The sequence below is a fragment of the Micromonospora zamorensis genome, assembly GCF_900090275.1.
GTDB classification, from domain to species: Bacteria; Actinomycetota; Actinomycetes; order Mycobacteriales; family Micromonosporaceae; genus Micromonospora; species Micromonospora zamorensis.
This window is the reverse complement of the sequence record NZ_LT607755.1, coordinates 6,374,947-6,398,660: the sequence shown is the minus strand read 5'-3', so window position 1 is coordinate 6,398,660 and position 23,714 is coordinate 6,374,947. Positions and strand designations below refer to the sequence as shown.

General features: G+C 72.1%; 23 protein-coding genes. 13 read left to right on the top strand and 10 right to left on the bottom strand.

Annotated elements, in window-relative coordinates; all coding sequences use genetic code 11:
- Positions 1 to 4: 4 nt before the first annotated feature.
- Positions 5 to 820 (bottom strand): hypothetical protein, encoded by an 816-nt coding sequence (locus GA0070619_RS32590; protein ID WP_157744095.1) that lies wholly within the window; start codon positions 818 to 820, stop codon positions 5 to 7.
- A gap of 603 nt (positions 821 to 1,423) precedes the next feature.
- On the opposite strand from GA0070619_RS32590, the gene pdhA reads away from it, so the two are divergent.
- The 6 genes from pdhA (at position 1,424) to GA0070619_RS28630 (ending at position 10,545) form a co-directional block, all read left to right on the top strand.
- Positions 1,424 to 2,599 carry a pyruvate dehydrogenase (acetyl-transferring) E1 component subunit alpha gene (gene pdhA, locus GA0070619_RS28650; protein WP_088950895.1) on the top strand — a complete coding sequence of 392 codons (1,176 nt, stop codon included), beginning with the start codon at positions 1,424 to 1,426 and terminating at the stop codon, positions 2,597 to 2,599.
- Complete coding sequence (locus tag GA0070619_RS28645) at positions 2,599 to 3,588, top strand: alpha-ketoacid dehydrogenase subunit beta (protein WP_088950894.1); 990 nt, start codon at positions 2,599 to 2,601, stop codon at positions 3,586 to 3,588. Before pdhA ends, GA0070619_RS28645 begins: the two co-directional genes overlap by 1 nt.
- Complete coding sequence (locus GA0070619_RS28640) at positions 3,585 to 5,057, top strand: dihydrolipoamide acetyltransferase family protein (protein ID WP_172862137.1); 1,473 nt, start codon at positions 3,585 to 3,587, stop codon at positions 5,055 to 5,057. Before GA0070619_RS28645 ends, GA0070619_RS28640 begins: the two co-directional genes overlap by 4 nt.
- A gap of 217 nt (positions 5,058 to 5,274) precedes the next feature.
- Positions 5,275 to 5,412: a hypothetical protein gene (locus tag GA0070619_RS32915; RefSeq protein ID WP_165435866.1), complete on the top strand. Its 138-nt coding sequence runs from the start codon at positions 5,275 to 5,277 to the stop codon at positions 5,410 to 5,412.
- Between the two features lie 341 nt (positions 5,413 to 5,753).
- Positions 5,754 to 8,474 carry an LppU/SCO3897 family protein gene (locus GA0070619_RS28635; protein WP_088950893.1) on the top strand — a complete coding sequence of 907 codons (2,721 nt, stop codon included), beginning with the start codon at positions 5,754 to 5,756 and terminating at the stop codon, positions 8,472 to 8,474.
- A gap of 232 nt (positions 8,475 to 8,706) precedes the next feature.
- A complete protein-coding gene (locus GA0070619_RS28630; protein WP_088950892.1) occupies positions 8,707 to 10,545 on the top strand; it encodes an NHL domain-containing thioredoxin family protein in 1,839 nt (612 codons plus the stop codon).
- Between the two features lie 34 nt (positions 10,546 to 10,579).
- On the opposite strand, the gene GA0070619_RS28625 is transcribed toward GA0070619_RS28630, so the two are convergent.
- Genes GA0070619_RS28625 through GA0070619_RS28615 form a run of 3 tightly spaced genes read right to left on the bottom strand, consistent with a single transcriptional unit; the run spans position 10,580 to position 12,829 of the window.
- Positions 10,580 to 11,329 carry a LamB/YcsF family protein gene (locus GA0070619_RS28625; RefSeq protein ID WP_088950891.1) on the bottom strand — a complete coding sequence of 250 codons (750 nt, stop codon included), beginning with the start codon at positions 11,327 to 11,329 and terminating at the stop codon, positions 10,580 to 10,582.
- Positions 11,313 to 12,176: a 5-oxoprolinase subunit C family protein gene (locus GA0070619_RS28620; protein WP_088950890.1), complete on the bottom strand. Its 864-nt coding sequence runs from the start codon at positions 12,174 to 12,176 to the stop codon at positions 11,313 to 11,315. The genes GA0070619_RS28625 and GA0070619_RS28620 overlap by 17 nt, the downstream gene beginning before the upstream one ends.
- The gene (locus GA0070619_RS28615; RefSeq protein ID WP_088950889.1) at positions 12,173 to 12,829 is read right to left on the bottom strand and encodes a 5-oxoprolinase subunit B family protein; all 657 of its coding nucleotides are present in this window, start codon (positions 12,827 to 12,829) and stop codon (positions 12,173 to 12,175) included. Before GA0070619_RS28615 ends, GA0070619_RS28620 begins: the two co-directional genes overlap by 4 nt.
- Before the next feature lie 107 nt (positions 12,830 to 12,936).
- On the opposite strand from GA0070619_RS28615, the gene trhA reads away from it, so the two are divergent.
- On the top strand, positions 12,937 to 13,614 hold the full coding sequence (trhA, locus tag GA0070619_RS28610) for a PAQR family membrane homeostasis protein TrhA (protein WP_088950888.1): 678 nt from the start codon (positions 12,937 to 12,939) through the stop codon (positions 13,612 to 13,614).
- 205 nt (positions 13,615 to 13,819) lie between these two features.
- Here the strand turns inward: trhA and GA0070619_RS28605 are convergent, their stop codons facing one another.
- On the bottom strand, positions 13,820 to 14,107 hold the full coding sequence (locus GA0070619_RS28605; protein WP_088950887.1) for a DUF6458 family protein: 288 nt from the start codon (positions 14,105 to 14,107) through the stop codon (positions 13,820 to 13,822).
- A 113-nt stretch (positions 14,108 to 14,220) separates the two neighbouring features.
- Between GA0070619_RS28605 and GA0070619_RS28600 the strand changes: the two genes are divergently transcribed.
- The gene (locus GA0070619_RS28600) at positions 14,221 to 14,760 is read left to right on the top strand and encodes a SixA phosphatase family protein (protein ID WP_088950886.1); all 540 of its coding nucleotides are present in this window, start codon (positions 14,221 to 14,223) and stop codon (positions 14,758 to 14,760) included.
- A gap of 52 nt (positions 14,761 to 14,812) precedes the next feature.
- Here the strand turns inward: GA0070619_RS28600 and GA0070619_RS28595 are convergent, their stop codons facing one another.
- The 4 genes from GA0070619_RS28595 to GA0070619_RS28580 form a co-directional block, all read right to left on the bottom strand.
- Entirely contained in the window at positions 14,813 to 15,082 is a 270-nt protein-coding gene (locus GA0070619_RS28595; RefSeq protein WP_030332052.1) for a DUF6458 family protein, read from the bottom strand.
- A gap of 283 nt (positions 15,083 to 15,365) precedes the next feature.
- Entirely contained in the window at positions 15,366 to 17,222 is a 1,857-nt protein-coding gene (locus tag GA0070619_RS28590; RefSeq protein WP_088950885.1) for an acyl-CoA dehydrogenase, read from the bottom strand.
- A 129-nt stretch (positions 17,223 to 17,351) separates the two neighbouring features.
- Entirely contained in the window at positions 17,352 to 18,476 is a 1,125-nt protein-coding gene (locus tag GA0070619_RS28585) for a PP2C family protein-serine/threonine phosphatase (protein WP_088950884.1), read from the bottom strand.
- Positions 18,477 to 18,580: 104 nt separating this feature from the next.
- Positions 18,581 to 19,219, bottom strand: coding sequence for a septal ring lytic transglycosylase RlpA family protein (locus GA0070619_RS28580; protein WP_172862136.1), 639 nt, complete (start codon positions 19,217 to 19,219; stop codon positions 18,581 to 18,583).
- Between the two features lie 187 nt (positions 19,220 to 19,406).
- Between GA0070619_RS28580 and GA0070619_RS28575 the strand changes: the two genes are divergently transcribed.
- Genes GA0070619_RS28575 through GA0070619_RS28565 form a run of 3 tightly spaced genes read left to right on the top strand, consistent with a single transcriptional unit; the run spans position 19,407 to position 21,521 of the window.
- A complete protein-coding gene (locus GA0070619_RS28575; RefSeq protein WP_088952114.1) occupies positions 19,407 to 19,958 on the top strand; it encodes a phosphoribosyltransferase family protein in 552 nt (183 codons plus the stop codon).
- Between the two features lie 33 nt (positions 19,959 to 19,991).
- Entirely contained in the window at positions 19,992 to 21,032 is a 1,041-nt protein-coding gene (locus GA0070619_RS28570; RefSeq protein WP_088950882.1) for a questin oxidase family protein, read from the top strand.
- Between the two features lie 57 nt (positions 21,033 to 21,089).
- Positions 21,090 to 21,521: an ASCH domain-containing protein gene (locus GA0070619_RS28565; RefSeq protein WP_088950881.1), complete on the top strand. Its 432-nt coding sequence runs from the start codon at positions 21,090 to 21,092 to the stop codon at positions 21,519 to 21,521.
- A 10-nt stretch (positions 21,522 to 21,531) separates the two neighbouring features.
- On the opposite strand, the gene GA0070619_RS28560 is transcribed toward GA0070619_RS28565, so the two are convergent.
- Positions 21,532 to 22,410 (bottom strand): LLM class flavin-dependent oxidoreductase, encoded by an 879-nt coding sequence (locus tag GA0070619_RS28560; protein WP_088950880.1) that lies wholly within the window; start codon positions 22,408 to 22,410, stop codon positions 21,532 to 21,534.
- A gap of 75 nt (positions 22,411 to 22,485) precedes the next feature.
- Between GA0070619_RS28560 and GA0070619_RS28555 the strand changes: the two genes are divergently transcribed.
- Complete coding sequence (locus GA0070619_RS28555; protein WP_157744094.1) at positions 22,486 to 22,905, top strand: hypothetical protein; 420 nt, start codon at positions 22,486 to 22,488, stop codon at positions 22,903 to 22,905.
- A 72-nt stretch (positions 22,906 to 22,977) separates the two neighbouring features.
- Positions 22,978 to 23,682 (top strand): dihydrofolate reductase family protein, encoded by a 705-nt coding sequence (locus GA0070619_RS28550; protein ID WP_088950878.1) that lies wholly within the window; start codon positions 22,978 to 22,980, stop codon positions 23,680 to 23,682.
- The last annotated feature ends 32 nt before the right edge of the window (positions 23,683 to 23,714 follow it).

The following is a 23,714-nucleotide window of genomic DNA, read 5'->3' as shown; positions in this document are numbered from 1 at the left end:
TTCGTCACCGTACCGCCGGGGACACCGTCGGGTGCGGCGGTCCGGCCAGCGATGCCAGGCCGGCCGCGAACGTCGGGAGATCGGTCGGAGACGACGGGACCGACGGGCTGGGCCGGCTGGTCGGCACGGCGGGGGTGACGGGCGGCGCGGGCCTGGTGGCCGGCACGGACCGGGTGCTGGTCGGCGCGGGCCTGGTGGCCGGCACCGACCGGGTGCAGGTCGGGACGGCGGTGGCGGTCGAGGCGTCCGTCGGCGTGGGCGTCGGGTCCAGCGTGGGCGTCGGATCCAGCGTGGGCGACGGATCCAGCGTCGACGTCGGGGTCGGAGTCGGGCTGGGAGTCGGCGTCGGATCGGGGCCCGGCGAGTCGGTCGGGTCCGGGTCGGTCGGACCGGGGCCGGTCGGCGAACCGGTCGGCGACGACGGGGGGACGGCCGGTGAGGTGCCCCGGGGTGGCTTCGGCGCCACCGGCGGGTGCGGCGCCCGCGGGGCGGGCCCCAGGTCGGTCACTGTGGGCCCCGACCCAGGCCCTTCCCGGGTACGACGGGGAGCGGCGGGCAGCCAGCCGCTGGTGGGGCCGACGCTGGGTGAGCCGGGCGGTGGGACTGACGGCTGGCTGGTCATCGGCAGCGGAATCAGCACCGGCCCGACCGACGGGGTCGGGATGAACGGGATGCTGCTGTCCGGCAGCGCGGTGCTGCCCGGGGTGGCCGAGCCGGCGCTGATCGCGGCGAGGATCGGCATCGACGCGGTGCCGGCCAGCAGCGCGACGGTGAGCAGGTAACCCCGGGTGGGGCCGCCCGCGCCGGGAGCACGGTGCACGCCGACCACCCTGCGGTAACCGCCCGCGGACCGGTGCCGGCCGAGGGCTGGTGTGCCGGGACCATCACCTGGCTCGTGCACCGCACACCCCTTGTCGTCGGCCGTCGGAGGACATGGATGGACGCCGCCGGCGCTGAAGCCGGCAAATAACTCGATAGGCGCGATCCTGCGGTAATCAGCCTTACGTAGTCACGCTCCGTCGTCCAACCTCCACCGCGTGTCGACACGCGGTGCTGACCGAACGGTGACGAATCATCGCCGGATCGCCCTCGAAACGCAGGCCAGCATGATGGCGACAAACGATGGCAAAGCGTGGGCGGTCGGAATGCGGGGCAGGCGTACTGTGGGCGCGCTCACCTGCTCTGCGAATATGGAGCACGACGGCAACGCAGCCGTGACCTCCGCGCACCCTCGCGGCAGGCGCGGTTGAGCGCCGGCACTCCCGATCCGGGTTCGGCCAGAACCCGGATCACGCCGTGCGGCAACCCCCACCGGGGCTAGGCGCGGCCGCCAGGAACCGGCCCGGCAGCAGCCGGGCAGGCGCACGAGTTGCGCGGCCGGGTGACCCCCCGGTGCCGACGCAGACACGACAGGGAGAGACCGATGGCAAAGGGCGACCCCGGGGGCACCACCCGCAGCAGGCGGCCTGCACCCCGCTCCAAGAAGGGCGCGGCCGGTAATCCGGAGCTGGTGCAGCTGCTCACCCCCGACGGCGAGCGCATCGACAGCGCCACCGGGCCGGACGGCACCGAGTACCGCGTGGACTTCACCGACGAGGAATACCGCGGGCTCTACCGCGATCTGGTGATGGTCCGCAAGCTGGACGCCGAGGCGACCGCCCTCCAGCGCCAGGGCGAGCTGGGCCTCTGGGCCAGCCTGCTCGGCCAGGAGGCCGCTCAGGTCGGCTCCGGGCGGGCGCTGCGATCGCAGGACATGGCTTTCCCGACCTACCGGGAGCACGGCGTCCTCTACTGCCGGGGCATCGACCCGATCATGCCGCTGGGCCTGTTCCGCGGTGTCGACCAGGGCGGCTGGGACCCGAACGAGTTCAAGTTCAACATGTACACGATCGTCATCGGTGCGCAGACCCTGCACGCCACCGGCTACGCCATGGGCATCACCATGGACGGCAAGATCGGCAACGACGACGGCGAGGCCGCGATCGCCTACTTCGGTGACGGGGCCACCAGCCAGGGCGACGTGAACGAGGCGTTCGTCTGGGCCAGTGTCTTCAACGCGCCGCTGGTCTTCTTCTGCCAGAACAACCAGTACGCGATCTCCGAGCCGCTGGAGCGCCAGACCCGGGTCCCGCTCTACCAGCGGGCCGCCGGCTTCGGCTTCCCCGGCGTACGGGTGGACGGCAACGACGTGCTGGCCTCGTACGCGGTGACCCGCACGGCGCTGGACAACGCCCGGCACGGGCAGGGCCCGAGCCTGATCGAGGCGTACACCTACCGGATGGGCGCGCACACCACCTCCGACGACCCGACCCGCTACCGGATCGCCAGCGAGGTCGAGTCGTGGCAGGCCAAGGACCCGATCACCCGGGTCAAGGCCTTCCTGGAGAAGCAGCAGATCGCCGACGCGACCTTCTTCGCCGAGGTCGACGAGCAGGCTCGCCGCGAGTCGGTGCACCTGCGCGAGCGGGTGCTCAACATGCCCAACCCGGAGCCGGTGACGATGTTCGACCACGTCTACCCCAACGGCTCTCCGCTGCTCGACGAGCAGCGCGCGAAGTTCAACCGCTACATGGAGTCCTTCGAAGGGAGCGCCCACTGATGGCCACGGAGACGCTCACCCTCGGCAAGGCCCTCAACACCGGCCTGCGCCGCGCCCTGGAGACCGACCCCAAGGTCATCATCATGGGCGAGGACGTCGGCAAGCTCGGCGGCGTCTTCCGGATCACCGACGGGCTCCAGAAGGACTTCGGCGACCAACGGGTCATCGACACCCCGCTGGCCGAGTCCGGCATCATCGGCACGGCGGTCGGTCTGGCCATCCGCGGCTACCGGCCGGTCTGCGAGATCCAGTTCGACGGTTTCGTCTACCCCGCGTACGACCAGATCGTGTCGCAGGTGGCGAAGATGCACTACCGCTCGGGCGGCAAGCTCAGCATCCCCATGGTGATCCGGATTCCGTTCGGCGGTGGCATCGGCGCCGTCGAGCACCACTCCGAGTCGCCGGAGGCGTACTTCGCGCACACCGCCGGTCTGAAGGTCGTGACCTGCTCCAACCCGCAGGACGCGTACGTGATGATCCAGCAGGCCATCGCCTCGGATGACCCGATCGTCTTCCTGGAGCCCAAGCGCCGCTACTGGGAGAAGGGTCAGGTCGACCTGAACGCGCCGCTGTCCGAGGCGTACCCCCTGCACTCGGCCCGGGTCGTGCGGCCCGGCACCGACGTCACGGTGCTGGCCTACGGGCCGATGGTGCGGACCTGCCTGGAGGCGGCGACCGCCGCCGCGGAGGACGGCCGGGAGCTGGAGGTCATCGACCTGCGCTCGCTCTCCCCGCTGGACCTGGGCGCCGCGTACGAGTCGGTGAAGCGCACCGGCCGCGCGGTCGTGGTGCACGAGGCACCGTCCAACATCGGTCTCGGCGCCGAGTTGGCGGCCCGGATCACCGAGGAGTGCTTCTACTCCCTGGAGTCGCCAGTGCTGCGGGTGACCGGCTTCGACACCCCCTACCCGGCCTCCCGGGTGGAAGAGGAATACCTGCCCGACCTCGACCGGGTGCTCGACGCCGTCGACCGCACCTTCGGCTGGTGATCGACATGTCCCGGATCAAGACGTTCAACCTGCCCGACCTGGGCGAAGGGCTGACCGAGGGCGAGATCCTTGCCTGGCTGGTCAAGGTCGGCGACACCATCGAGCTGAACCAGCCGATCGTCGAGGTCGAGACCGCCAAGGCGGCGGTGGAGATCCCGGCGAAGTGGGCCGGGCAGGTGCAGGCGATCCACCACCCGGAGGGCACCACCGTCGAGGTCGGTACGCCGATCATCGCGATCGACACCGATCCGGGTGCCGGCCCGTTGGAGGCACCGTCGACCACGGCCACGCCCAGCAGTGACCTGCCCACCCCGTCGGCGGCCTCGCTGGCGGCGGTGGAGGTGGCGCCGGCCGAGGGCATGATCGAGCCCGGCCTGATCGGCGGGGCGGCCCCGGGTGGGCGGACGGCGGTGCTGGTCGGTTACGGCCCGCGTACGACGGCCGCGAAGCGTCGCCCGCGCAAGGGCGGTGTCCCGGCGCAGGCCGCTGCGGCACCCGCTCCGGCGGCACCGGCTCCGCAGCCGGTGGTCGCGCCAGTGGCGGCTCCGACTCGTAACGGGCAGGCCGCGACGGCGACCGGCGGGCTGGTCCTGGCCAAGCCTCCGGTGCGCAAGCTCGCCAAGGACCTCGGGGTCGACCTCGGCACGGTGACCGGGTCGGGCCCGTTGGGTTCGATCACCCGGGAGGACGTGCAGCAGGCGGCGAGCGGTGCCGTGGCCGAGCCGATCGCGACCCCGTCGGTGACGACGAGCGCCGCGAGCTTCGGCACGGACCGTGAGCAGCGCATCCCGGTCAAGGGGGTTCGCAAGCTCACCGCCGAGAACATGTCCCGCTCGGCGTTCACCGCCCCGCACGTGACGGAGTTCCTGACCGTCGACGTGACCCGGGCGATGAAGGCTCTGGACCGACTGCGCGGTCGACGGGAGTGGCGCGACGTACGGGTCTCGCCGCTGCTGCTGGTGGCGAAGGCCGTGCTGCTGGCGGTGAAGCGTCACCCGATGGTCAACTCGACCTGGGCCGGCGACGAGATCGTGGTCAAGGACTACGTCAACCTCGGTATCGCGGCGGCCACCGAGCGTGGCCTGATCGTGCCGAACGTCAAGGACGCCGGCCGGCTCTCGCTGCGGGAGTTGGCGGACGCACTGAACGGCCTGGTGCAGACGGCCAAGTCCGGCCGTACCTCGCCGGCGGACATGTCCGGTGGCACCTTGACCATCACCAACGTCGGGGTGTTCGGAGTGGACACCGGCACGCCGATCCTGCCGCCGGGCGAGTCCGCGATCCTGGCCTTCGGTGCCGTGCGGGAGATGCCCTGGGTGCACAAGGGCAAGGTCAAGGCGCGTCAGGTCACCACGCTGGGGCTGAGCTTCGACCACCGGATCATCGACGGTGAGCTGGGTTCGAAGTTCCTGCGCGACATCGGCGACTTCCTCACCGATCCGGAGGCGGCGCTGCTCGCCTGGACCTGATCGTTCACGACGCCAGCCACGGCCGGTGTGCCACGGGTTAACGCCCGGCACACCGGCCGTGTCGTTTGGGCGACGAAACATCAGCCAGATCGGCTGTTGACCTTTGATTGTTAGGCAGGTGTCTCAGCTCACCTAATAATCGATGGAAGTTGGCCGGGTTCTGCGGTTAAATAGACGCATCAGGGGCTGACAACCGAATAGCTAGGGGGACCCACCAATGAGCATGATCGAGCGAATCCGCAACCACCGCGACGCGACCCGCCGCGCCCGTGCCATCGAGCACGCGCTGCGCTCGGCGAACTCGCCGGCGGTTCGCGAGGAAATCCTCGTCATCGCCCAGCGTCACATGAGCTGACGCTCCTCGACATTCCTACCTCCTCCAGATCGATGGCCCACCCGGTCCGCCGGGTGGGCCATCGGCGTTTCCGGCATCGGCCACCGGGATTCCGCCCTGCCGCAGCGCCCGGTACGGTGGGCTTCGGTCGCCGCCCGCCGACCCGGCAGGGGCCGAGCTGACAGAAGCTGCTCGACACCGACCGGCCACGCAAAGTGACGACCGGTGCTCCTTGGACGGGCCGTGCCACCACCCGATACCGTGCGGGGAGCCGGCACAGCGGTACGCCGGTGACGCCGGCAGCCATGCCGAGGAGACCGATCGGCACCGGCGAGCCGACATGTGATGGAGGAGGCGCACCCATGACGTCCGAGGGCCCGCACCGCCCCGGCCAAGAGCCGGACGAGGTGTCACCGGGCGCCGGCGGACCGGCGCCGTACGGCGACCGCCCGGCGCAGCCGGACAACAGCCACAACGCCGCCGGCCCCGACCTGGGCTGGGCGCCCCCGCCGCCGACGCGGCCCAACCCGTCGACGCCAGCATGGGCGACCCAGTCCGAGCAGCCACCGGCCCCCGCCTGGGGTGCCGCCGCTGCCCCGCAGCCCAGCGACCCGGCGCAGCCCGCCTGGGCGGCCGGCGGCACGAGCGAGCCGCCGCAGCAGCAGCCCGGCACCTGGCCCGGCAACGACGGCCCACCGGCCCCCGCGCAGCCTGCCCCGTGGGCGGCGCAGCAGCAGGGCTGGACGCCGGCAGAGCAGAGCGCACCCGCACCAAACTGGACTCCGAACGCCGCTGAGCAGCCCGAGTGGGTGCAAGCCCAGCCGGCCGCGCGAGGCGCCGCGCAGGTGCCTCCGGCCACCGCTGCCTGGCCTGCCCAGGAAGATCCGGCCCGAGCCGGAGGCTGGGGTGGGGCGCCGCAGGCCAACCCGCCCGCCGGTGACTGGCACGGCGCCGAGTCACAGCAGCCCGAGATGCCGCAGGCCGGTGGCTGGTCCGGCGGCGCTCAGCAGGACGACGCGGCCGGCAACGGCGGTTGGCCCGCCAGCAACGCCGCCGCGCGCGACGACCAGCCGGTGTGGACGCCGGCTGAGCAGTCGCCGCCGGCCTGGGGCCAACCTGCCGAACCGACCGAGCAGCCCGCCCCCGAGTGGGGACAGGCCGCCCAGCCCGGCGCCGCCCGTGGCGCGGCCCAGGTGCCGGCACCGGCGGCGAACTGGCCCAGCCAGGACGACCCGGCCCACTCCGATGGATGGGCCGCACAGCAGCAGGCACAACCCGCAGCCTGGAATGACGGCGGCGACGCGCGGCAGGACCAGGCCGAGCAGCCGGCTGCCTGGGGCGGGGCCGAGAGCCGTCCGCAGCAGCCCGACTGGGTGCTCGCACCCCAGGACCAGCCGGCCGAACGGCCGGAGCCGGCAGTGTGGAATCCGCCGGAGCAGAGTGGCCTGCCCGCGCGTGCCAGCGTCAGTGTGCCCAGCAACGACGGTGTGCCCGGCTGGGCCGCCAACCAGGACAACGCCGCACAGGCCAACCCCGGCGTGCCGGCGGTCGAGCCGTGGGCACCCGGTGAGGTGTGGGGACGCGCCGAAGCGGAGGCTTCCGCCCAGTCCCGCGGTGGCTGGGAGGCGGACCGGGGCGACGAGGCACCTGCCTACCAGCCCGGGCCCGCGCCGGGCATCTCGCCCGCGAACGCCGTGCCGCTGCCCCCACAGGAGCAGCGTGTGCCGGGTGCCAGCCTGGCCGCCGCCCCGCCGGCCGACTACGCGCCGCCCCAGGCCCAGTTCGCCCCGATCCCCGAGCAGCCCGCATACGCCGAGCGGGAGGCCCCGGACGCCGCCGCGCAGTACGAGGCGGAGCCGGCCGGCTGGGGCCGCGCCGGCGACGCTCCCGCGAGCGGCGGCGCCATGGTGCCTGCCCCGCGCACCTCTCCGGAGTCCGGAGCGGGCCGCGCGGTCGTGCCGGCGTCGGAGGCCGACTCGGCGGACGGCTCGGCCGCCCGCGCCACTGCGAGCGCTTCGGTGCCGCTGGCCAGCCGGGTGATGCCACCGACCGACCAGGCCATCCGGCCGACCGGCACGGCGACACCACAACCCCGGGTGTACGGCCGCCCGGCTCGACCCGAGCCGGAGAACGAGCCGGAGCCGGAGGCGTTCCAGGGCGACCCGGGAGCCGACCGCCAGGCCGCACCGGAATGGCAGAACGACTCACACCGCCAAGCCGCACCGGAATGGCAGAACGACGCCCAGCGCCAGGCCGCACCGGAGTGGCAGAACGACTCGCAGCGCCAGGCCGGTCCCGGTTGGGGCGGCGAGTCGGCTGCCGATCCCCGCTTCGACGACCGGCAGCCCGCACCGAACACGTTCGGTGAGGCCCCGTCGGCGCCGCCGGCGTTCCCGCCCGGTGTGCCGTCCTTCGTCGACACGCCCGGCAACAACCGGCCGATGAACGGCACCCGGCCGCACTCCGGTGCCGAACGACCGGCCGACCAGTTCGGCGGCCCCGGGTCACCTGCCTCCGGCGCCGCCGCGGTGAACGGGGCGTCGGCCTTCGGTGGGTCGAACTTCGGTGGGCCAGGGTCCGGCGGGTCGGGCTTCGGTGCCGGGCCGGCAACCGAGCCGGTGCCGGGCGGAAACTTCCCGCCGTCGTTCCCGCCCGCGCAGCAGCCCACGTCGTCCTGGGGTCAGGAGGCCGGCCAGTCGGACCACGGCCGGTTCGACGCGTTCAAGCCGGACGCCGACGAGCCGAAGGCGGAGCCGCCCACGCCGAAGGTCCGCAACGGCCGGGTGCTGGCCGCGGTGCTGATCGCTGCGGTGCTGATCCTGGCGGTGCCGCTCGGCCTGCTGATGCTGCTCGGCAAGTTCGGCGGCGACGACGGTCCGTCGTTCGACCCCGCGGTCGGCACCTGCGTGAAGCAGTCCGGTCAGGGTGGCGCCACGGCGGCGGACTGCGGCGAGGCGGACGCTTTCACGATCGTCTCGAAGGTGGACGCCAAGGAGAAGTGCACCGACACGACGCAGCCGCACGTGGTGCTGCCCGGTGACGGCACCAACCGGGTGCTCTGCCTCAAACCGGCCACGAAGTAGCTCGACCGGCGGCGGGGTTCACGGGCGACCGTGACCCCCGCCGCCGTCGTACCCCACCCCCTGGGCCTTCCTGCCTCGTCCCGTTGATCGTTGGCAGCTGAGCAACTCGACACGCCGAGCACCGCACTGCTGAGCTGCCACCACTGCTGAACTGCCACCGATCGAAATGTTGACTGTCGTCCGGGTCACGACGACCGATACGGAGAAGCCTCGCCGTGGCAGGCTGACAGGCATGGGAACGACTGCACGAGTACGGGCTCCAGAGCTGCACGGCCGGGGTTGGCTGAACACCGGTGGACGCGACCTCAAGCTCGCCGACCTTCGCGGCAAGATCGTTTTGGCGGATTTCTGGACGTTCTGCTGTATCAACTGCCTGCACGTTCTCGACGAGCTGCGCCCGTTGGAGGAGAAGTACGGCGACGTGCTCGTCGTGATCGGTGTGCACTCGCCGAAGTTCGAGCACGAGAAGGACGCCGACGCGCTCGCCGCCGCCGTCGAGCGGTACGGGGTGCACCACCCCGTACTCGACGATCCTGAGATGGAGATGTGGCAGCAGTACGCCGCGCGGGCCTGGCCGACCCTGTCGGTGATCGACCCCGAGGGGTACGTGGTGGCCACCATGGCCGGCGAGGGGCACGCCGAAGGGCTGGCCCGGTTGATCGACGAGCTGATCGCCACCCACGAGGCCAAGGGCACCCTGCACCGGGGCGATGGTCCGTACGTCCCGCCGCCGGCGCCGGAGACCGCGCTGCGCTTCCCCGGTAAGGCGGTGCAGCTGCCGAACGGCAACCTGCTGGTCTCGGACTCGGCCCGGCACTCCCTGGTCGAGGTTGCCCCGGACGGCGAGACGCCGGTGCGCCGGATCGGCTCGGGCGAGCGGGGCCGGGCCGACGGGCCGGCTGCCGCGGCGACATTCTCCGAGCCGCAGGGCGTGTGCCTGCTGCCCACGCATGTCGCCGAGGTCGCCGGCTACGACCTGGTGGTGGCCGACACGGTCAACCACCTGCTGCGCGGCGTACGGCTGGAGTCCGGCGAGGTGGTCACAGTGGCCGGCAGTGGGCGGCAGTGGCGCGCCTCGGTCGACGACCACGCCCACGACGCGTTCGCCGTCGACCTTTCCTCCCCGTGGGACCTGGCCTGGTACGACGACAAGCTGATCATCGCGATGGCCGGCATCCACCAGCTCTGGTGGTTCGACCCGATCAAGCGGACCACGGGCATGTACGCCGGCACCACCGTCGAGGCGCTGCGTGACGGCCCGTTGGCCGAGGCGTGGATGGCGCAGCCGTCGGGGCTCTCGGTCTCGGCCGACGGCACCCGGCTCTGGGTCGCCGACAGCGAGACCAGCGCCATCCGGTACGTGGAGAACGGCGTGCTGGGCACCGCCGTCGGGCAGGGCCTGTTCGACTTCGGGCACGTGGACGGTCCGGCGGAGACGGCGCTGCTCCAGCACCCGCTGGGCGTGTGCGCGCTGCCGGACGGCTCGGTGCTGATCGCTGACACGTACAACGGCGCGGTGCGCCGCTTCGACCCGGCCAGCAACCAGGTCTCCACCGTCGCCGACGGGTTGGCGGAGCCGAGCGACCTGGTGCTCACCCCGGCCGGTGAGGTGCTGGTGGTGGAGTCCGCCGCGCACCGGTTGACCCGGCTCGCCCCGGGTGCCCTGTCGGCGGCGGGTGCCAGCACGGTGGACGGGCCCCGGCACCGTACCGAGCGCAAGCCGACCGACGTCGCGGCCGGTGAGGTCACCCTGGACATCGTCTTCACCCCGGCGCCGGGGCAGAAGCTGGACGAGACGTACGGGCCGTCGACCCGGTTGGTGGTCTCCGCGTCTCCGCCCGAGCTGCTGGTGGACGGTGCCGGCACGGGCACCGAGCTGTCCCGTCGGCTGGTGCTCAACGGCGAGGTCACCGCCGGGGTGTTGCAGGTGACCGCCCAGGCGGCGACCTGCGACGCGGACGTCGAACACGCGGCGTGCCATCTGACCCGGCAGGACTGGGGCGTACCGGTCCGGGTGGTCGACGGTGCCGTGACCCGGCTGCCTCTGGTGCTCCGCGGCCTGGACGCCTGACGTGACCTTCAGGGGCCCGCTGGGCCCCTGAAGGTCACGCGAACGGGGCCAGCGGGATGTCGGCGTCGATCAGGGTGGCGCGGACCAGCTCGGCGGCGGAGACCGCGCCCGGGGTGTCACCGTGCAGGCAGATCGAGTCGACCGAGCAGGGGATGACGGTGCCGTCCACCGCCACCACGCTCCGCTCGACGGCCATGCGCACCGCCCGTTCGGCCACCTGCTCCGGGTCGGTGATCACCGCGCCGGGGGTGCCGCGCGGCACCAAAGCCCCGTTGGGCAGGTAGGCGCGGTCGGCGAAGGCCTCGGCGACGACCGGCAGGCCCGCGCCGACGGCGAGCTGAGCGAGCGTCGAGCCGGGTAGGCAGAGCACGGGCAGCTCGGGGTCGTACCCGGTGACCGCCGCGACCACCGCCGCCGCCTGGGACTCGTCGGTGCTCGCCGCGTGGTAGAGCGCGCCGTGCGGTTTGAGGTAGCGGACCCGGGTGCCGAACAGCCGGCAGAACGCGTTCAACGCCCCGAGCTGGTAGGTCACCTCGTCGCGTAGCTCGGCGAAGTCGTACGCGATGTGCCGTCGACCGAAGCCGGCCAGGTCCCGGTAGCCGACCTGCGCGCCCACCGCGACCCCGCGCCGTGCGGCGCCCTCGCAGACCCGCCGCATGGTGGACGGGTCGCCGCCGTGGAAGCCGCAGGCGACGTTGGCGGAGGTGACGAGGCCCAGCAGCGCCTCGTCGTCGCCGAGTCGCCAGATGCCGAAGCCCTCACCCAGGTCAGCGTTGAGGTCCATGGAATCTGACGGTAGTCCCTGGGCGGGCCTGCGCGAGCGGGGTCACGTCGGTGACCACCCCGATGACGGGGTATCCGCCGGTGGTCGGGTGGTCGGCCAGGAAGATCAGGGGTTGTCCGTCGGCCGGCACCTGCACCGCGCCGAGCACGATGCCCTCGCTGGGCAGCTCGCCGGCGACCGCGCGGGGCAGCGGCGCGCCGGCGAGTCGCGCGCCGACCCGGTTGCTCACCGGGCTGACGGTGTACGCGGTGCCGAACAGCAGGTCGACTGCGGCCGGTGTGAACCAGTCGTCGCGAGGGCCGAGGCTGAGCATCAGGTGCAGCTCCGGTGGGGGCGCGGAGCAGACGGTCAAGTCCACCGGCGCGGGTGCGTCGAGCGGCTCGCCGAGCGGCAACCGGTCGCCGTCGCCCAGCCGAGGCGGACCGAGCCCGGAGAGGGTGTCGGTGGCCCGGCTGCCGAGCACCGGCGGCACGTCGATGCCGCCCGCCACCGCCAGCCAACTCCGTACGCCCCGACGGGCTGGGCCGATCCGCAGCACCGTCCCGGCCGGCACGGTGATCGGGCGCCCGGTGTCGCCGGGCCGATCGCCCGCGTGGACGGTCACCTCGGCGCCGGTGACCGCTACCGTGGTGGCCCGGGTCAGCCGCACCGTGCAGCCGGTCAGGGTGATCTCCAGGCCGGCGGCGTGCTCCGGGTTGCCGACCAGGCGGTTGGCCAGCCGCAGGGCCGCCGGGTCGAGGGCACCGGACCGGGGGACCCCCAGGTGCGCCCAGCCGGGCCGACCCAGGTCCTGCACGGTGGTGAGCGCACCGGCGCGGAGCACCTCGATGGCGGGCGGGCGGGTCATGCCGCGGCCATCCGGACCGGGGTGCCCGGGCCGAGTCGGGCCGGCGGGTCGGCGTGGACGTCGAAGAGGACCAGGTCGGTGCGGCCGACCAGCTGCCAGCCGCCGGGTGACGCGCCCGGGTAGATGCCGGCGTACGGGCCGGCCAGGGCGACCGAACCGGGTGGCACCCGGGGGCGGGGCGTGGCCAGCCTGGGCAGCGCCAGCTCGGCAGGCAGCCCGGTCAGGTACGGGAAGCCGGGGGCGAAGCCGCAGAACGCGACCCGGAACCGGGTGCCGGTCAGCCGGGACAGCACGGCGGGCACGTCGACGCCCCAGTGCTCGGCCACGGCCGGCAGGTCCGGCCCGTCGAAGTCGACCGGAACGACGGTCTCCGTGCCGTCGTCGGGCTCGTCCGTGCCGCGACGGGCGGTGGCGGCGGTCACAATGGCCGGCGCCCACCGGGTCAGCTGCTCGGCCGTGGCGGCCGGGTCGGGCAGGCCGTCGAGCAGGACGGTGCTGGCCGCCGGCACGATCTCGACGGCGCCCAGGTCCCCCTGCTCCCGACGCCGCCACAGCTCGGCTCGCCATGCGTCGACCAGGTCGACCTCGGGCACGCCGTCGGGGTCGGTGCAGTCGAGGAGCAGGGCGTGCGCCCCGACGGGTCGGATCCGCATTGGCTCATCTTCGCCGATGACCGGCGGTCGCGGTGTTCACGGCGACGGTGCCGGGTGTCACCGCCGTGACTACTTGCAAGTAACCTACGGTGCCGTAACCTAAGGAGGTGACCACCTCCGCCCCGCTTCGCCTGAAGCCGGTCGACATCGGTAAGCCCCGGATGCGCGGCTGGCTGCACACGTACGCCTTCTTTGTCGCGGTGGTGTGCGGCATCGTGCTCTGCTCGATCGCCGCCACCCGACCCGGGTGGGCGCCCCTGGTCAGCTGCCTCATCTACAGCCTGACGGTCTGTGGGCTCTTCGGCACCAGCGCGCTCTACCACCGTCGGGTGTGGTCGGAGCGCGGCTACCAGCTGATGCGCCGGATGGACCACTCGATGATCTTCGTGTTCATCGCTGGTACGTACACGCCGCTCTGCGTGATGCTGCTCGCGCCCCGCCCGGCCACCGTGATGCTGTCCCTGGTCTGGGGTGGCGCACTGGCCGGCGTGGCGCTCAAGGTGGTCTGGCCGCACGCGCCGCGCTGGGTGTCCGCGCCGCTCTACCTGGCGCTGGGCTGGGTGGCGGTGGCCATGTTGCCGGAGATCCTGAACGGCGGCGGCGTCACCGCACTGGTGCTGCTGGTCGTCGGCGGCGCGATCTACAGCGTCGGCGCTGTCTTCTATGCCTTGCGGCGGCCCAATCCGTGGCCGACCGTCTTCGGTCACCACGAGTTCTTCCACGCCTGCACGCTGCTGGCGGCGCTCTGCCACCACATCGCGATCTACTTCGCACTGTTCGCCTGAGCACCGAGGCGAGGACGCAGGCGCGCCCGCACCGCAAGATCCGCGCAACTTCGGGGAAACTGCTGCCTCGACGGGCTTTCAGGCAGCAGTTTCCCGGAAAGTGCGCGGATCTTGCCAGGGGTGGCCGGGGTGGTGGTCCCTCCGGGTAGAGACGCGAGCCGGGGCCCCGCGACGCTGCGGGACCCCGGAGTTTCGCGAGCGAGGTTCAGACCGGTCGGCCCGGCCGACGCACCTCGCGGTACTCCTGCACGACCTGGTCGTCCTGGACCGGCACCACCCGGTCCGCCACGACGCGCTGCTCGCGCACCGGCGCGGCGACCACGGTGCGGCGGCGGCTGTTCCAGAAGTAGAGGGTCGTGATCAGGCCGGCGACGCCGGCCAGCATCAGCACCCAGCCGACCACGGACAGGTCCAGCCAGCCCAGGTCGGCCTCCACGGCGAATGCGAGGATCGCGCCAAGCGCGATCAAGAAGATGCTGCCACCAATGCCCATGTCTCGCTCCTCGGCTCAAAACCTGGCGTACGACGCGCCGCGGCCGTCGGTAGGGGTGCGGCATCCATCGACTTACCCAGGCACGGAGATCGCCAATCGGGCAAGCTGGGAGCATGACGGACGCCGACCCCGAGACCCGGACGCTGGTGTTGTTGCGGCACGCGAAGGCCGAGCAGGGTAGCGACGCGGCGGACGACGCCGAACGGCCTCTCAGCGCACGTGGGACCGCAGACGCCGCAGCGGCCGGCGCCTGGCTGGCGCGCCACGGGTTGCTACCCGACGTGGTGATCTGCTCGACGGCCAGACGCACCCGCCAGACCTGGCACGGGGTGGCGATGGGGATGACCGGTTCGCCGCCGGAGGGTGGCCCGGCCGGGCCACGGCCGACCGTTCGTTACGAGCCCGGCGCGTACGACGCGCACCCCGAGGAGTTGCTGGCGCTGGTCCGCACGATCGACCCCACGGCTCGCACGGCGCTGCTCATCGCCCACAATCCGGGCATCTCACTGCTCTCCGCGCTCCTCGACCCGGAGGGCGCGGCCGACGAAGGGTTACGCACCGCGGAACTGGCGGTGCACCGTGGCCCACTCGCCTGGGCGGAACTGGGTCGGTCGAGCGCTCCGATCATCGAGCGGCACACCGCACGCGACTGAGCCACCCGCCGCTTCTCGACGGGTGGCTCAGAGGTATGCGCCCAGGTCCAGCTCAGGACGGCGGCGCGGTTGGTGGCGGCGGGTCCGGCGGCGGCGGCATCATCGCGGTCGGATGAGAGAGCCGGTTCTCCTCCACGATGAGCGTCCGGGCCCGCTTGCGCCGGTCCTGCCAGAACCAGAGCGTGGTCAGCAGTACGGCCAGCCCGGCCAGGATGAAGACCCAGCCGACCGCCCGTACGTCGATCCACCAGACGTTGGCTCTCAGCGCGAAGGTCAGGATCGCGCCGATCGCGATGAGAAAAATGCCGCTTCCGACACCCATATGCGCTGCACTCCCCCGTGCGGTGGCTCTGGGCGTTCCCTTTCGAGGTCACGCGACGGTTACCCGCCACGCCGCCGGCATACCCGGCCAGGCTCGCCCAATACCCGGCCCGAGGAGGGACCGACCGGTGTTCCTTGCCGCGGATTGGGACGTCGGGGCCGGAAGCAGAGGCGTCGCTGACCCCTCGGACGCGGCAACGGCCGGTGGGGCAGCTGCCCCACCGGCCGTCGGTGTCGGTCCCAGGTGGTGCGACCCGGGACCGGTCAACCGTGCCGTGGCACGGTCAGAAGGCCTCCTCCGGGAGGTCCATGATGTCGAGGTCGGTGTTCTCGATGATCCGCCGGTCGGCACCGATGCGGGGCAGCACCTCGCGGGCGAAGAAGCGGGCAGCGGCCACCTTGCCGGTGTAGAACGCCTTGTCGCTGGCGGAGACCTCGCCGGTCAGTGCCTTCAGCGCCACCTCGGCCTGCCGCTGGAGCAGCCAGGCGACAACCAGGTCGCCGATCGCCAGCAGGAACCGCCGGCTGCTCAGCCCGACCTTGTAGAGCGCGCGGGTTTCGCCACCCTGCGCCTCGCCCAGCCAGCCGGTCATCACGCCGAGGATGTTCTGCACCTCGGCCAGCGCCTTGCCGAGCGACTGCCGCTCCTCCTTGAGCTGGCCGTTGCCCGCCTCGGAGGAGATGAACTCCTGGATCTCGCTGGCGACCGCCATCAGCGCCTTGCCGTTGTCCCGGACGATCTTGCGGAAGATCAGGTCCAGGCTCTGGATGGCGGTGGTGCCCTCGTACAGGGTGTCGATCTTCGCGTCGCGGACGTACTGCTCCAGCGGGTAGTCCTGGAGGAACCCGGAACCACCGAAGGTCTGCAGGGACTCGTGCCCGAGCATCTCGTAGGCCCGCTCCGACCCGACGCCCTTGACCAGCGGCAGCAGCAGATCGTTGACCCGCTTGGCCAGCTTGGTGGCCTTCTCGTCGCCGGCGGCCTCGGCGATGGCGACCTTGTCCTGCCAGGAGGCGGTGTAGAGAACCAGGGCACGAAGACCTTCGGCGTACGACTTCTGCAGCAGCAGCGAGCGACGCACATCCGGGTGGTGGGTGATGGTGACCCGCGGGGCGGTCTTGTCGGCCTGCTGGATCAGGTCGGCGCCCTGCACCCGGCTCTTCGCGTATTCCAAAGCGTTGAGGTAGCCGGTGGAGAGGGTGGCGATGGCCTTGGTGCCGACCAGCATCCGGGCGTACTCGATGATCATGAACATCTGCCGGATGCCGTCGTGCTTGTCGCCGAGCAGCCAGCCCTTGGCCGGTACGCCGTGCTCGCCGAAGGTCAGCTCGCAGGTGTTGGAGACCTTCAGGCCCATCTTGTGCTCGACGTTCGTGGTGTAGACGCCGTTGCGCTCACCCAGCTCGCCGGTGGTCTCGTCGAAGTGGAACTTCGGCACCACGAAGAGCGACAGGCCCTTGGTGCCGGGGCCACCGACGCCCTCGACGCCGACCGGGCGGGCCAGCACGTAGTGCACGATGTTGTCGCTCAGGTCGTGCTCACCCGAGGTGATGAAGCGCTTCACGCCCTCGATGTGCCAGGAACCGTCGGGCTGCTGGATCGCGCGGGCACGGCCGGCACCGACGTCCGAGCCGGCGTCCGGCTCGGTGAGCACCATCGTGGAGCCCCACTGCTTGTCGATGAAGAGCTTGGCCCACCGCTTCTGCTGCTCGTTGCCCTCGACCTCGAGGACGTGCGCGAAGGAGGGGCCGGAGGCGTACATCCAGATGGGGGCGTTCGAGCCGAGGACCAGTTCGGCGAGGGCCCACCAGAGGGCGCGCGGCGCGTTGGTGCCGCCCAGGTGCGGCGGCAGGTCCAGGCGCCAGAACTCGGAGTCCATGAACGCCTGGTACGACTTCTTGAACGACGCCGGCAGCGGCGCGGTGTGCGTGGCCGGGTCGAACACCGGCGGGTTGCGGTCGCTGTCCGTGTAGCTGGCGGCCAGATCGCCGCGGGCGAGGCGGTCGAGCTCGGCGAGGAACGTGCGGGCGGTGTCGACGTCGAGTTCCGAATAGGGCTCCTGGCCGAACGCCTGGTCCGCCCCGAAGACCTCGAACAGGTTGAACTCAAGGTCCCGCAGGTTGCTCTTGTAGTGGGTCATGCTCGCTGGCCCCGCTTCCGGACAGGTGTTACCGATCAGTAACCCACACTGTATTACTCGCGGGTAGCCAGCGACAAGCGGATCACCCAAGTGACGGCGATTACACACCTCCGGGCCGGGCTGACCGAATCAGCTCTCGGCGGCGCCGACCTCCCAGCTCGGGACCGCTGCGGTCACGGCGGTGCGGGCACCGACGTACTCCATGAGGACCAGAGCGATGTCGTCGTCGAGACGACCATGGACCCACTCGATCAGCGCCGTCTCCAGTGAGGCCAGCCCGTTGGCGACAGTGCCGTGGCCGAGCAGTCGCCAGGCCCGGTCGGCGGTCGGGAAGAACTCCCCGTCACGCCGCGCCTCGCCGAGCCCGTCGGTGAACAGCAGCAGCCGGTCGCCGGGCTCCAGGCGTTCGACCCGGGGGCGGACCACCGGCATGAACCCGAGCGGAGGGGCCGGCGCCGGCGGCTCCAGCGGGATCACCGCGCCCCGACGCAGCAGCAGCGGCGGCGGATGTCCGCAGTTGACGATCGTGAGCGTGCCACCGCGCTCCTCAACCAGTGCCGCGGTGACGAAGTCCTCGTCGCCCACGTTGCGGGCGACCGCGCGGTCCAGGTCGGCGACGACGGCGCGCAGGTCGGCCCGCTCGTAGGCCACGTGGCGATAGGAACCGAGGACGATGCTCGCCAGCCGGACCGCGTCCAGGCCCTTGCCGCGCACATCACCGATGATCATGCGTACGCCGTAGGGCGTGTCGATCGCCTCGTACAGGTCACCGCCGATCTCGGCCGTGGCGGTGGAGGAGATGTAGCGACCGGCGACCGAGAGCGTCCCGACCTGCGGGCCGAGTGGACGCAGCACAGCTTGCTGGGCCACCGAGGCGAGCTTGGTCAACTCGACGATCCGGTCCGCCTGCTTCTGGCGGACCGACGTCACCGCCACCGCCAGCCCGGTGGCGAGCGCGACCCAGACCACGTTGACCGAGGTGACCAGCAACATCTCCGGATCGAGCAGCGCGAAGGCGACCCCGATCACTGTCGCGGCGACACCCACCCCCAGCACCACCGGCCAGGCCGCCAGTGCGGCGGCCAGGATCGGTGCGGCCGCCAACAGTGCGATGTAGTTCGCCGAACGCCCGTCCGCCGCCTCCACCGCCGACACGATCGCGAGCAGAACGAGGGCCGCGCCGAGGCCGGCGCGGGATCCGGGGCTCAGCGGGCGACGGACCGGCTGAAGGAGTCGCGTGGGTACGAGAGACAGTTTGCCTGATCCGCGTGAAACGGTGAATGAACCTGACCCGTCGTCCGAGGAGGTTCTGACCGGCCGGTCCGATCGACCGGCCGAATCGACGTCGCTTGCCCCACTCAGCCGAGTACCTCGTAGCGGACGGTGAGCGCGCCCACGTCGACCGAGGCGATGGTGGCGAACGCGGCGCGGGAGAGGTCCAGGCAGCGGCCGTCGATGAACGGGCCGCGATCGTTGATCCGCACCACTACCGACTTGCCGTTGGCCGGGTTGGTCACCCGGACCTTGGTGTTGAACGGCAGCGTCTTGTGTGCGGCGGTCAGCGCACTCGGGTTGAACGACTCACCGTTGGCGGTGAGCTGCCCGTCGGAGTAGAACGAGGCGCCGCACGAGCCGCTGTCCAGCACCTTCGGGGCGGCGGTGGTCTTCTTGGCGGTCGGCTTCGGCTTCGGCGACGCGGTGCGCTCCTTGCCTCGGGAGGCGGCCTGCTGCGACCGGGTGGCCGAGGGGCTGGCGGACGCGCTCGGGGAGACGCTGGCACTCGGGGACGCGGAGGCGGCCGGGGAGCTGGGGGCGAGGCTGCTGGCGGCGGTGGTCGGGGTGAGGTCGAGAGTCGTCTGGCCCGACTGAGCGGAGCCGGAGGTCAGCTGCACGGCACCGAACGTGCCCCCGACGGCGAGGGCGACGCCGACCGCCGCGGTGGCCACGATGCCCGCCGGGGAGGAGAAGATGCGGGTACGGGAGTGCTTACCTGCCACCGGCCCGGTCCTTTCGTCGACTGAACAAACCGGGTCGGACCGTAACGAGAGAAGCACTTCCGAAGTCAACGTGATCATAGTGGTATGCCCGTATTTGCACTGGTACGTGTAGCCGATCATCCGAGGCGGGATGGGCCGGCCGGCCCGGGTGTCGGCACGTCGACCGGCCGTGGCGCAGGATGAGCGGATGCCCGCTGAGCTGACCGAACGCCTGGCCGCCCTGTTCCAGTGGATCGACCCCGGTCCGGGCACCAGTCACCTGGTCAGCGACATCTCCGGTTGGTGGCGCGACCCGACGGTGCTGGCCGAACTGGGACCGGCCCTGGTGGCGCCGTACCGGGCCGCCCGACCGACGGTGGTGCTCGCCCCGGCGGTCACCGGGCTGCTGCTCGGACCGCTTGCGGCCACCGCCCTCGGGGTCGGCTTCGTGGCCGCACACAAACCCGCCGACGGCCGGCTGCCGGCCGGGCCGCTCACCTGGGCGCAGAGCCCACCGGACTACCGAGGACGACGGGTCGACCTGGCGGTACGCGACCGGCACCTCGGCCCCGACGACCGGGTGCTGGTGGTGGACGACTGGGTGCGTACGGGCGCGCAGCTCCACGCCCTCTACGACATCTGCGCGGCGCGTGGCGCCGAGGTGCTGGGCACCGCCGTGGTGGCCGTCGACTGCCCGCCCGAGGTCGCGGTCGACCTGCGGATCACCGGTCTGATCGACGCCGCCGATCTGCACGCTTGACCTGAACCTCGGTTCACGTCCGACGATCGATGCATGAGTGACGACATTCTCGACGAGGCGTACGAACGACTGCATCGCACCGGCCCCGAATACGAGGGGTGGCTCTCCAACCACGGACCGATGGCCGTCGAGGCGCTGGCCCGACACGGGCACCAGGGACAGGTGCACCGTTGGCTCGACGACTACCTCGGCCGACTCGACGAACTGCCCCGGGGGTTGCACCCGATCGGCGACTGGCGAGCGGCGCTGGGGGATCCGAAGCGGGCCGGTGACTGGCTGGCGTACTTCGACCGGCAACTGCGCGACCACCCGTGGCGTGACGTGCTCGGCACCTGGTGGCCCCGTCTGCTGCCGGGCATCGCCGCCGGCGCCACCCACGGCGTGATCCGGGTCGGGCATGCCGTACGCGTCCTCGAAACGGACGACGTGAACCCACCTCGGCTCACCGAACTGGCCCAGGCCCTCGGCTACTGGGCGGCCCGCTGGCAGCCGATCCCCGGCACCGACCGTGTTCTCGACGGCCACCGGGCCGGCCGCGAGCAGATGGACGTGGTCGCCGCGCTGGCCGGGCTGCCCCGGATCGACGACCAGACCGGCGGCGTCCGGGATCGGTTGGGCCAACTGCCGGGCGTACCCCGGTGGGAGCCGGCGCTCGCGGCGCTGAGCCCCGCGCGGAGCCCGGACGAGGCGAAGCGCGGGCTCACCACGTTGGTGCACCGCGCCGGCCTGGACTACCTGCGCTTCGGCCACGCCGCGCCGGTCATGCTGGTGCACGCGGTCACCGCGCCGACCGCGGTGCTGCGTACCCTGCCGGCCCTGGACCGGGCGCTGTGGGCGCCGAGCCTCGCCGCGGCCTGGGCCGCGACGGCGGCCCTGACCTCGGTGTACGCCCCAGCCGACGGCATCGCGCCACCGACCGTGACCGCCGTGCCCCCGACGGAGGTCTTCGCCCGAGCGGCTCGGCACGGCGACGAGCACGTGGTCAAGCTCGCCGACGCGGTGCTCGACGCGCACGAGGCCACTGGCGACGACCGGCTGCTCACCGCCGCCGGCTACGCCGGTCAACTGATCTGAGCAGGCCCCGGCGCAATGCGGCGGCGGTACGGGTCGCGCTGGCCTAGCCTCGGCAGGATGTGGCCTCGGATCGGTGAACTGCGCACCCTTGCCCTCGGCACCCCCGGCGAGCTGCGGGCGACCCTCAACACCCTCGTGCTGGCCGGCGTGAAGACCGCGACGGCCGGCCGGCTCGCCGAGTACGCGGAAGAGGGCGAGGAGCTGGAGCAGGTCGGGGAACGGCTGGCCCTGGTCGACGACGACGACGCGCTGGCCGGCGTCGTGGAGATCACCGGAGTCGAGGTGGTCCGCTTCGCGGACGTGCCGTGGGACTTCGCCCGCGCCGAGGGTGAGGGGGACCGTTCGATCGAGGAGTGGCGGGCCGGGCACGCGGCCTACTGGGCGGGCCTCGGCACCCCGGTCGACGGCGACACCCCGATTGTCTGCCTACGCCTGCGACTGGTCTCCGGCGGCGAGGGCGGAGTGGCCAGCGGCGACCTTGGCACCTGACGCGGCCACGTCAGCCGCGCAGCTCGGGCAGCAACCGCGTCGCCACGTCCGCGAGGATGGCCTCGTCGCCGGCGTACCAGCTGCTGGCGCGCGGCCAGTGCGTCACCACATCGGTGAAGCCCAGGTCCGCGGCCCGGCCGACCTGGTCGGCGAAGAACTGCGCGCTGCTGAGCGAGAACACCGGCGCCGCGTCCAGCGAGAGGTAACGGTCCAGAGTGGCCGGATCGCGGCCGGCCTCCTCCAGCGTGCGATCCATCCGCGCGCACAGCGCCGACACGGTGTCCCACCAGCCCGACACGTCGTCGGCATCGGTGCCGGTGGTCACCCAGCCCTGACCGAACCGGGCCACCAGCCGCATCGATCGCGGCCCGTTGGCGGCAACCACGAAGGGAACCCGGGGCTGCTGCACGCAGCCGGGGTTGTTGCGGGCGTCCACCGCGGCGAACCACTCACCGCGCCAGGTGGTGCCGTCCTCGCGCAGGACGAGATCGAGCAGCTCGGTGAACTCGGCGAACCGGTCCACCCGCTGACGCGGCGGCAGGGTCTCACCGCCCAGCACGGCCGAGTCGAACCCGATACCACCCGCGCCCAGGCCGAGCAGCAGCCGACCGTCGGAGACGTCGTCCACGGTGGTGATCTGCCGGGCGAACGCCGCCGGGTGCCGGAAGTTCGGCGACGCCACCAGGGTGCCCAGCCGGATCCGGGAGGTCACCGTCGCGGCGGCGGTCAGCGTGGCTATCGAGTCGAACCACGGGCCGTCGACCAGGTCACGCCAACCCAGGTGGTCGTAGGTCCAGGCGTGGTCGAAGCCCCACTCGTCCACCTGCCGCCACCGACGCTGTGCCTCCGCCCACCGCTGGTCGGGCAGGATGACGATGCCAATCCGCATGATCGCCAGCCTAGCCGGGGACCGCACCGCCGCCGGTTGTCGATCCGCGTTGCGGTCGGCCCGTATCCTCCGGGCATGCCCGCCGAAGCGCCTGCTGCCCGCGTACCCCGGGATCGCCGCGGGCGCACGATCCGCACGGTGGCCATGACGCTCGCGGTGGTTGTCCCGTCCTTCCTCCTCCGCGAGCTGATCGAGTCCCGGTTCGGTCGCGGGCCGATGGCCGACCTCAGTGCGATCGCACTTCCGATGGCGGCGACCGCGTGGCTGGCGCCGTACGCCTCCTATCGGCGACGCGACGCCCTGCTCTGGCTGGCGGGCCCGGGCATCTACGTCTTCGCGGTGATCGCCTGGCGGGTGGCCCTCGCGCCCTACCGGGACTGGCGGCCCCGCCCCGAGGAGTTGCCCCGGATGCGCTGGTCCCGGGACCCGGAACACGCCGGAACCTGGCACCTGATCGAGCCTTCGGGTGACGCACGTCACACTGCTCTCGGGTAGGGGTCTCCCCTTCGGCTCCGACCCCTTGGCGAGCTGCACCCGTCGGGTGTGACCGAGGAGAGGACCAACGCGATGACCAAGGTGACCGCACAGCTGTCGGTGTCGGTGGACGGCTTCTACGCCGGCCCACGGTTCGAGGGCGACGGCAACTGGATGGACTCGGCGGAGAGCGCCGGGTTCTTCCGGGTCACCCGCTGGGCGACGGAGGCGTCGGCGTGGCGTGAACGACAGGGCTTCGCCGGTGGTGAGGAGGACACCAACTCCGAGGTCATCGCCGAGTCGTTCGGGGCCGCCGGCGCGTACGTGATGGGGCGCCGGATGGCCGACGGCGGTGAGGCGCCCTGGGGCGAGGAACCGCCGTTCCGCGCGCCGGTCTTCGTCGTCACGCACCGCCCCCGCCAGACTCTCCTGCGGGGCGGAGGCACCAGCTTCACCTACGTCACCGATGGTGTGGCCAGTGCCGTCGAGCAGGCGCGCGCCGTGGCCGGCGGCAAGAACGTCGCCGTGGCCGGAGGCGGCAGCCTGGTGCGGCAGGTCATCAAGGCGGGGCTGCTCGACGAGTTGGAGCTGCACGTCGTACCGGTCGTGCTCGGCACCGGCCTGCGACTGTTCGACGCGGATCTCGACCTCGGCGACAAGGAGGCGATCGAGCTGACGCCGACCCGCGTCCTGCACACCCCGCAGGTCACCCACATCCGGTACGACGTGAACGGTCGCGCCCCACTCGTGCTCGACGATCGGGGCAGGGGCGGCGGCCCGACGACGACCACGAACTGAGTCACCCGACCCGCCACCTCAAGAGGAGATGC